Here is a 6,420-nt window from a genome sequence, read left to right on the forward strand (position 1 = left end):
TTTTTTTCATCGTGGGCTGCGCAGCCGGCTGCGGCAGGTCCCGACCTACAATTTCGGCCGCCGAAGAACCTTGCGGAGGAACGCTTCGGCTCGCGCGAGTTCCTTTTGCACTGATCGCTTGTGCAACCCGAATTCCAGCGCGATCTCGGCCTGCGACGTGCCGTCCCGCCATCTTGCAAGGAACAATCGCCGCCGCCGCTCGGGCATGGCGTGCAGCGCGTCGAACGCGCGCTCCATCTCAAGGCGAGCAAATGCAACCTGCTCGGGATCCGGGGCGATGTCCGGGACCAGCGCAAGAATGAAGTCATCTACCGTCGTTGTCCGGCTGTGGGCCCGAATGTTATTTTTAGCGAGATTCAGGCTCATCCTGTAAAGGTAGGCCCTGTGGTTCCTGACCTCACTTATGTGGAGATCTGACCGGAGCTTCACATACACGTCGTGGAGAGCGTCTTCAGCCGCCTCCTGCGACCGGAGACGATGCGACAAGCGATGCAGCAGGATCAGATAGTCTGTTTCAAACACGGCCAGCAGGCCAGCGATCACGCTTCCATCGGTCGGAGCTTCCTCAGGCTTCCTCCGCAGGGAAGACGAGAACAGGTTTGGACCGAAGGCGATCACTCATCCACCTTGTCCGGTAGTAACCTGCGGCGGTGAACGCCATGGAGAACGTCCGTCCCCACTTCCTCGTGCATGGCTGGCACTGGACCGGATTGCATCGGCAGATCAGCCATGAACTGCACGGAGCCGATGGCGATGAGACGCTCCAGGAGGCCAAGATCCATGCCTGCGGGGTCTGAGCCAATGCGCCTGAGACGGCAGCATCAGTCGCCAGCGACATTCGTGGGAAGCATATAGCATTGGCTATATCAGTTGCACCGAGTTGATGCCGCCCCAAGCACCTGCCCCGCCCATTTAGGTAAGAAGCCGACCCTTTTCCAGAGCATTCGAATAGACCTTCGGCGCCTGCAACGACGCGAAGGCGAACACTACGTTGTGCAGCCCAAAGCGCGACGGTCTTCCGCCGTTTGACCGCCCCGGCGAATGTCACGACTTGCCCGGGCAAAGCCCGCATTGCCCTATTAACGCTAGCTCGTTCAATACCAATACCGATCGTTATCTTGGCCAAAGCTCCGCCATGAACTGCGCCGGGTTTGCCCGGGATCTTGGGCTGCGAGTACGCTGCCATATCGAGGCAGTTTGCGGCAACTTAATACTGATCTTCGGCTTCAGCGGGTAGGATATGTGACACACCACATCAGGGTAGAGCTTGTTTATAACGTTACACCTGCCCGTTCCAATATCTTACGCGCCTGCAATAGATGTGGCGCATCGATCATCTGGCCGTCGAGCATCAGCACACCGGCATCCGGCACCGCCGCGAAGGCGTCGACCACGGCGCGTGCATGGGCAACCGCCTCATCGCCGGGGGTGAAGGCCGCATTGATGATCGGCACCTGCGCAGGATGCAGCGCCAGCATGCCCGTGAAACCGTCATGAGCGCCGCGCGCAGCATAAACGGCAAGGCCGGCCTCATCCTTGATCGCGGGGTAGACGGTCTCGATCGCAGCGACATGCGCGGCGTGCGCGGCGAATAGCGTCAAGGCCCGCACCATCTGGTAGGGCGCCGTGTAGCTTCCGTCGGCAGAGCGGCTGGTGAGGGCACCGATTGCGGCTGGCAGATCCTCTGCACCCCAGGTGACGCCCGCCAGATGGCCAGCAACGGCGCGATAGCTGCCCATTTCGAAGATGGCGGCCGGCGTTTCGGTCGCGATCGGCAGGATCGGCACGGGTGAGTCGCCAAGCCTATCCAAGAGTGCCCGAACGCTTGCGTCTCCTTCCGCCTTGGGCAACATAATTCCGTCGGGCCGGGTGCCAGCAATGGCGGCGAGATCGGCATCGACATGTGCACTGTCCAAAGGATTGAGACGCACAAATGTCGTCAGTGGACGCTCGCCGGTCAGCCAGTCAGCGGCGGCTGCGCGCGCGGTATCCTTTCGCCCGAGCGATACGGAATCCTCCAGGTCCAGGATGATTGCATCCGCTCCGCTCTGCGCGGCCTTGACGAAGCGTTCGGGGCGATCGGCCGGCACGAACAGCAGCGATCGCAGCTTCATGCGTCGCTGCCCTTGATCAGCGCCATGCGCAGGCACTGACAAACAATCTCGTCACGCTGGTTGAGCAAACGATGGGTAAAGGTGACGATTCCAGCGCCGGGGCGGGACTTGCTGGGCTTGAGATCGGTAATCTGGGATTCCGCCCGCAGCGTGTCGCCGATAAATACCGGCTTGGGCATGGTAAGCTTGTCATAACCTAGGTTCGCGACCAGCGTACCCAGCGTCGTATCCGCCACCGAAAGCCCGATCATCAACGCGAAGGTGAAGGTGCCGTTGACGAGGATCTGGCCAAACTCGCTGGCCCTGGCTGCCTCCAGATCGATGTGCAGCGGCTGCGGGTTGTGGGTCATTGTCGAGAAGAGGAGATTGTCGGTCTCCGTCACGGTGCGGCGGATTTCGTGTGTCAGCGTCTCGCCGACATACCACTGGTCGAAAAATTTACCCGCCATCAGGCCGCCTCCACCTTGTCGATTTTCACCAACAGCGCGCCTTCGCTGACCTGCCCGCCCACACTGGCATTCAATTGCGCGATCGCGCCGTCGAATGGCGCGACCAGGCTGTGTTCCATCTTCATAGCTTCGAGCGTCAGCAGCTTCTGCCCCTTCGCCACGACCTCGCCTGCCGAGACAGCGACGGCGATGACGCGGCCGGGCATGGGCGAGAGGATCGCGCCGTCGGATGCCTCCGCGCCTGCTGCGCCGCCGGCGCGGAAGGGCATCAAACGCCAGACCTGTCCGCTCTCGGCGACGAGTATATCCTCTTGCCGGACCGCCGCACCTTCCCTTGGATCATAAGCAATTGTGACTGCCTCGCCATCGAGGAGGAAGACGCCTTCCTCTCTGACCGGCGCATTGAGGCGGAAGCCGGCAAGGCCACCGCCCTTACCCAGCGCAGCAGCAGCGTCCGCCAGCGCTTCGTCGCTGGGACGGGTAGACGGCATCAGTGCATCGCCTTCCCGCGCGATAAGGCCGGTGTCCAGCCGCGCCGCCGCAAAGTCGGGGTTGGTGAGCGCTTTCACCAGGAAGCCGGCATTCGTCTTGAGCGGCCAGACGGTACTGTCGTCCAGCGCTTCGGCAAGGCGTTTGCGAGCCTCGTCACGGGTGGCGCCATGGGCGATGACCTTGGCGATCATCGGGTCGTAAAAGGGGGATATCTCCGCACCCTGCTCTACCCCCGTCTCGATGCGCAGCCCTGGCATCTCGCCGCCCAGTTCGAACGTATCCAACCTGCCGATCGACGGCAGAAATCCCTTTGCCGGATCTTCGGCATATAGGCGCGTTTCCATCGCCCAACCGTTGATCGACAGATCGTCCTGTTTCACCGGAATCGGCTCGCCCGACGCGACGCGCAACTGCCATTCGACCAGATCCTGACCGGTGATCTCTTCCGTCACTGGATGCTCTACCTGGAGCCGCGTGTTCATCTCCATGAACCAGATGCGGTCGGCGCGCAGGCCCTCCGATCCGTCGGCGATGAATTCGATCGTGCCGGCGCCGACATAGTCGACCGCCTTGGCGGCATTGACCGCCGCCCGGCAGACGGCGGCGCGGGTCGCTTCGTCCATGCCCGGCGCAGGCGCTTCCTCAATCACCTTCTGGTGCCGGCGCTGAAGCGAGCAGTCACGTTCGAACAGGTGGACGACATTGCCGTGGCTATCGCCGAAAATCTGCACTTCGATATGGCGCGGGTTGGTCACCCATTTTTCCAGCAGCACGACATCATTGCCGAAACTGGAGATCGCCTCTCGCTGGCAGGAAAGCAGCGCGTCGGCGAACTCGGCAGCCGCATCGACCTTGCGCATGCCCTTGCCGCCGCCGCCGCCGACCGCCTTGATCAGGACGGGATAGCCGATCCGGTCCGCCTCTGCCTTGAGGCGCTCGGGGCTCTGATCGGCACCCAGATAGCCCGGCGTCGTAGGAACCCCGGCGTCCTGCATCAGCGTCTTGGCGGCGTCCTTGAGGCCCATGGCGGTGATGCTGGCGGGATTAGGACCGACCCAGATCAGACCGGCGGCCTGCACGGCGGCGGCAAACTCGGAATTTTCCGACAGGAAGCCGTAGCCCGGATGGATCGCTTCGGCGCCGGTGGCCTTGGCCGCGGCAATGATCTTTCCACCCACCAGATAGGATTCGCGGACCGGGGACGGGCCGATATGCACCGCCTCGTCAGCGGACCGGACGTGAAGGGCCTGCGCATCGGCGTCCGAATAGACAGCGACGGTGCGAATGCCGAGCCGGCGCGCGGTGCGGATGATCCGGCAGGCGATTTCGCCGCGATTGGCAATGAGGAGAGACTGGATCATAGACATTACATCCGGAACACGCCGAACGAGGAGCGTTCTGCAATGGGGGCGTTGATCGTGGCGGCAAAGGCGAGGCCCAGCACGTCGCGCGTCTGTGCGGGATCGATGACGCCATCGTCCCAAAGCCGCGCCGTTGCATAATAGGGATTGCCCTCATCCTCATATTTCTGGCGAACCGGCGCCTTGAAGGCTTCGACCTGCGCCGGTGTCCAGCTGGCCGCGTCACGGTGAACGTTCGCCAGCACGCTGGCCGCCTGCTCGCCGCCCATCACCGAAATGCGGCTGTTGGGCCAGGTGAACAGGAAGCGCGGGCCATAGGCACGGCCGCACATGCCGTAATTGCCGGCGCCAAAGCTCCCACCGATGAGCACGGTGATCTTCGGCACACTCGCCGTCGCCACGGCCGTGACGAGCTTGGCGCCGTTTTTCGCTATGCCTTCCGCTTCATATTTGCCGCCGACCATGAAGCCGGAGATGTTCTGAAGGAACAGCAGCGGAATTCGACGCTGGCATGCCAATTCGATGAAATGCGCGCCCTTGACCGCGCTTTCGCTGAACAGCACGCCATTGTTCGCAAGGATCGCGACCGGCATGCCCCAGATATGGGCAAAGCCGCAGACGAGCGTGCCGCCGTAGAGCGCCTTGAACTCGTGAAATTCGGATGCGTCGACGATGCGGGCGATCACCTCCCGCACATCATAGGGCGCACGGACATCCTGCGGCACGATGCCGTACAGTTCCTCTGTCGCGAATTTGGGCGGGCACGATTCGCGCAGGTTGAGATCCGGCTTGAAATCGGGTTGCAGCGTGGAGACGATGTCCCGCACGATGGTCAGCGCATGATCGTCATTTTCCGCGACATGATCCACCACGCCGGACTTGCGCCCGTGCAGGTCGCCGCCACCCAGATCCTCTGCGCTGATGACCTCGCCCGTCGCCGCCTGAACGAGCGGCGGGCCGGCAAGGAAGATCGTTCCCTGGTTACGAACGATCACCGTTTCATCCGACATCGCCGGCACATAGGCGCCGCCCGCCGTGCAACTGCCCATGACGCAGGCGATTTGCGGGATGCCGCGCGCGCTCATGCTCGCCTGGTTATAGAAGATGCGGCCGAAATGCTCGCGGTCGGGAAAGACCTCGGCCTGGTTGGGCAGGTTCGCGCCGCCGCTGTCGACCAGATAGATGCAGGGAAGCCGGTTCTCCAGCGCGATCTCCTGCGCACGCAGATGTTTTTTGACGGTCATCGGGAAATAGGTCCCGCCCTTCACCGTCGCATCGTTGCAGGCGATCATGACCTGCCGCCCCGACACCCGGCCGATGCCCGCGATTACACCTGCTCCCGGCACTTCGTCGCCGTACAACCCGTTGGCGGCGAGTTGCCCCACCTCCAGAAAGGGCGAGCCCGGATCAAGCAGCCGCTCGACGCGCTCGCGCGGCAACAGCTTGCCTCGCGCGACATGCTTCGCGCGGGCGTTTTCCGATCCGCCCTGCGCGGCGGCGGCAACCTTCTCGCGCAATTCCTCGGCCAGCGCCCGGTTATGGGCAGCATTGGCGCGGAAGCCCTCGGCGTCGGGCGACAGCCTGGTGTCGATGACGGGCGCGCTCATGCTCCGATCAACTCCCGGCCGATCAGCATGCGCCTGATCTCGTTCGTGCCCGCGCCGATATCCAGCAGCTTCGCGTCGCGCATGTAGCGTTCGACCGGCCAGTCCTTAGTATAGCCTGCACCGCCCAGCGCCTGCACCGCCTCCAGCGCCACCTTCATCGCATTCTCGCTGGCTAGCAGGATCGCACCCGCCGCGTCGAAGCGCGTGGTCTTCCCCGCATCGCAGGCGCGCGCCACGGCATAGACGTAGGCGCGCGCGCTGTTGAGCGCGACATTGAGAACGGCGGTGCAAAATTAGACCACGGTAGCGGCGGCGAAGTGCTGCTGCGGGCGGCGTAAAAGTCGTCCACTTTTTCCCTTTCGCGATGGCGGCGAGGGGGATGAGGGATTTACACCGT

Annotated in this window: 6 protein-coding genes and 1 pseudogene; 1 reads left to right on the forward strand and 6 read right to left on the reverse strand. The window is 63.1% G+C overall.

All coding sequences use genetic code 11. The features are described from left to right. Positions 1 to 45: 45 nt before the first annotated feature. Positions 46 to 618, reverse strand: a complete 573-nt coding sequence (locus GQO94_RS19085; protein WP_198046049.1) for an RNA polymerase sigma factor — start codon at positions 616 to 618, stop codon at positions 46 to 48. A gap of 41 nt (positions 619 to 659) precedes the next feature. Here GQO94_RS19085 and GQO94_RS19090 point away from each other — a divergent pair, with 41 nt between their 5' ends. Beyond that, a complete protein-coding gene (locus tag GQO94_RS19090) occupies positions 660 to 797 on the forward strand; it encodes a hypothetical protein (protein ID WP_156842989.1) in 138 nt (45 codons plus the stop codon). 474 nt (positions 798 to 1,271) lie between these two features. On the opposite strand, the gene GQO94_RS19095 is transcribed toward GQO94_RS19090, so the two are convergent. The 5 genes and pseudogenes from GQO94_RS19095 to GQO94_RS19115 all read right to left on the reverse strand — a co-directional run. Beyond that, positions 1,272 to 2,114, reverse strand: a complete 843-nt coding sequence (locus GQO94_RS19095) for an HpcH/HpaI aldolase/citrate lyase family protein (protein ID WP_156842990.1) — start codon at positions 2,112 to 2,114, stop codon at positions 1,272 to 1,274. Further along, positions 2,111 to 2,563 (reverse strand): MaoC family dehydratase, encoded by a 453-nt coding sequence (locus GQO94_RS19100; RefSeq protein ID WP_156842991.1) that lies wholly within the window; start codon positions 2,561 to 2,563, stop codon positions 2,111 to 2,113. Before GQO94_RS19100 ends, GQO94_RS19095 begins: the two co-directional genes overlap by 4 nt. After that, on the reverse strand, positions 2,563 to 4,416 hold the full coding sequence (locus GQO94_RS19105; RefSeq protein ID WP_156842992.1) for an acetyl/propionyl/methylcrotonyl-CoA carboxylase subunit alpha: 1,854 nt from the start codon (positions 4,414 to 4,416) through the stop codon (positions 2,563 to 2,565). The genes GQO94_RS19100 and GQO94_RS19105 overlap by 1 nt, the downstream gene beginning before the upstream one ends. Positions 4,417 to 4,421: 5 nt before the next feature. Then, complete coding sequence (locus tag GQO94_RS19110; protein ID WP_156842993.1) at positions 4,422 to 6,023, reverse strand: carboxyl transferase domain-containing protein; 1,602 nt, start codon at positions 6,021 to 6,023, stop codon at positions 4,422 to 4,424. After that, a pseudogene (locus GQO94_RS19115) lies at positions 6,020 to 6,307 on the reverse strand (acyl-CoA dehydrogenase family protein); the annotation flags it as partial. The gene GQO94_RS19110 and the pseudogene GQO94_RS19115, both read right to left, overlap by 4 nt. Positions 6,308 to 6,420 lie beyond the last annotated feature (113 nt).

This window comes from Novosphingobium aquimarinum (assembly GCF_009746585.1).
GTDB lineage: Bacteria > Pseudomonadota > Alphaproteobacteria > Sphingomonadales > Sphingomonadaceae > Novosphingobium > Novosphingobium aquimarinum.